This is a genomic window from Methylobacterium nigriterrae (genome assembly GCF_037106235.1).
GTDB lineage: Bacteria > Pseudomonadota > Alphaproteobacteria > Rhizobiales > Beijerinckiaceae > Methylobacterium > Methylobacterium nigriterrae.
Genome location: NZ_JBAWTG010000683.1, coordinates 1 through 309, shown reverse-complemented (window position 1 = coordinate 309; position 309 = coordinate 1). Strand labels below are relative to the sequence as shown.

Annotated in this window: 1 protein-coding gene; it reads left to right on the top strand. The window is 70.2% G+C overall.

Annotated elements, in window-relative coordinates:
• Nucleotides 1-309: dihydroxy-acid dehydratase domain-containing protein (locus tag WDW90_RS38715; RefSeq protein ID WP_336492949.1), on the top strand; the 309-nt coding region annotated here is incomplete at both ends.

Genomic DNA, 309 nt, shown 5'->3' with positions numbered 1-309 from the left:
GGCATGATGATGGCGATGGTGCGCCTCAACGTGCCGTCGATCTTCATCTACGGCGGCTCGATCCTGCCCGGCCCCTTCCGGGGCAAGCCCGTCACCGTGCAGGACCTGTTCGAGGCGGTCGGCAAGCACGCCGTCGGCGACATGAGCCTCGAGGACCTCGACGAGCTGGAGCAGGTCGCCTGCCCCTCGGCCGGGGCCTGCGGCGCGCCGTTCACGGCCAACACCATGGCGACCGTCTCCGAGGCGATCGGCCTGGCGCTGCCCTACTCGGCCGGCGCACCGGCTCCCTACGAGATCCGCGACAAGTTG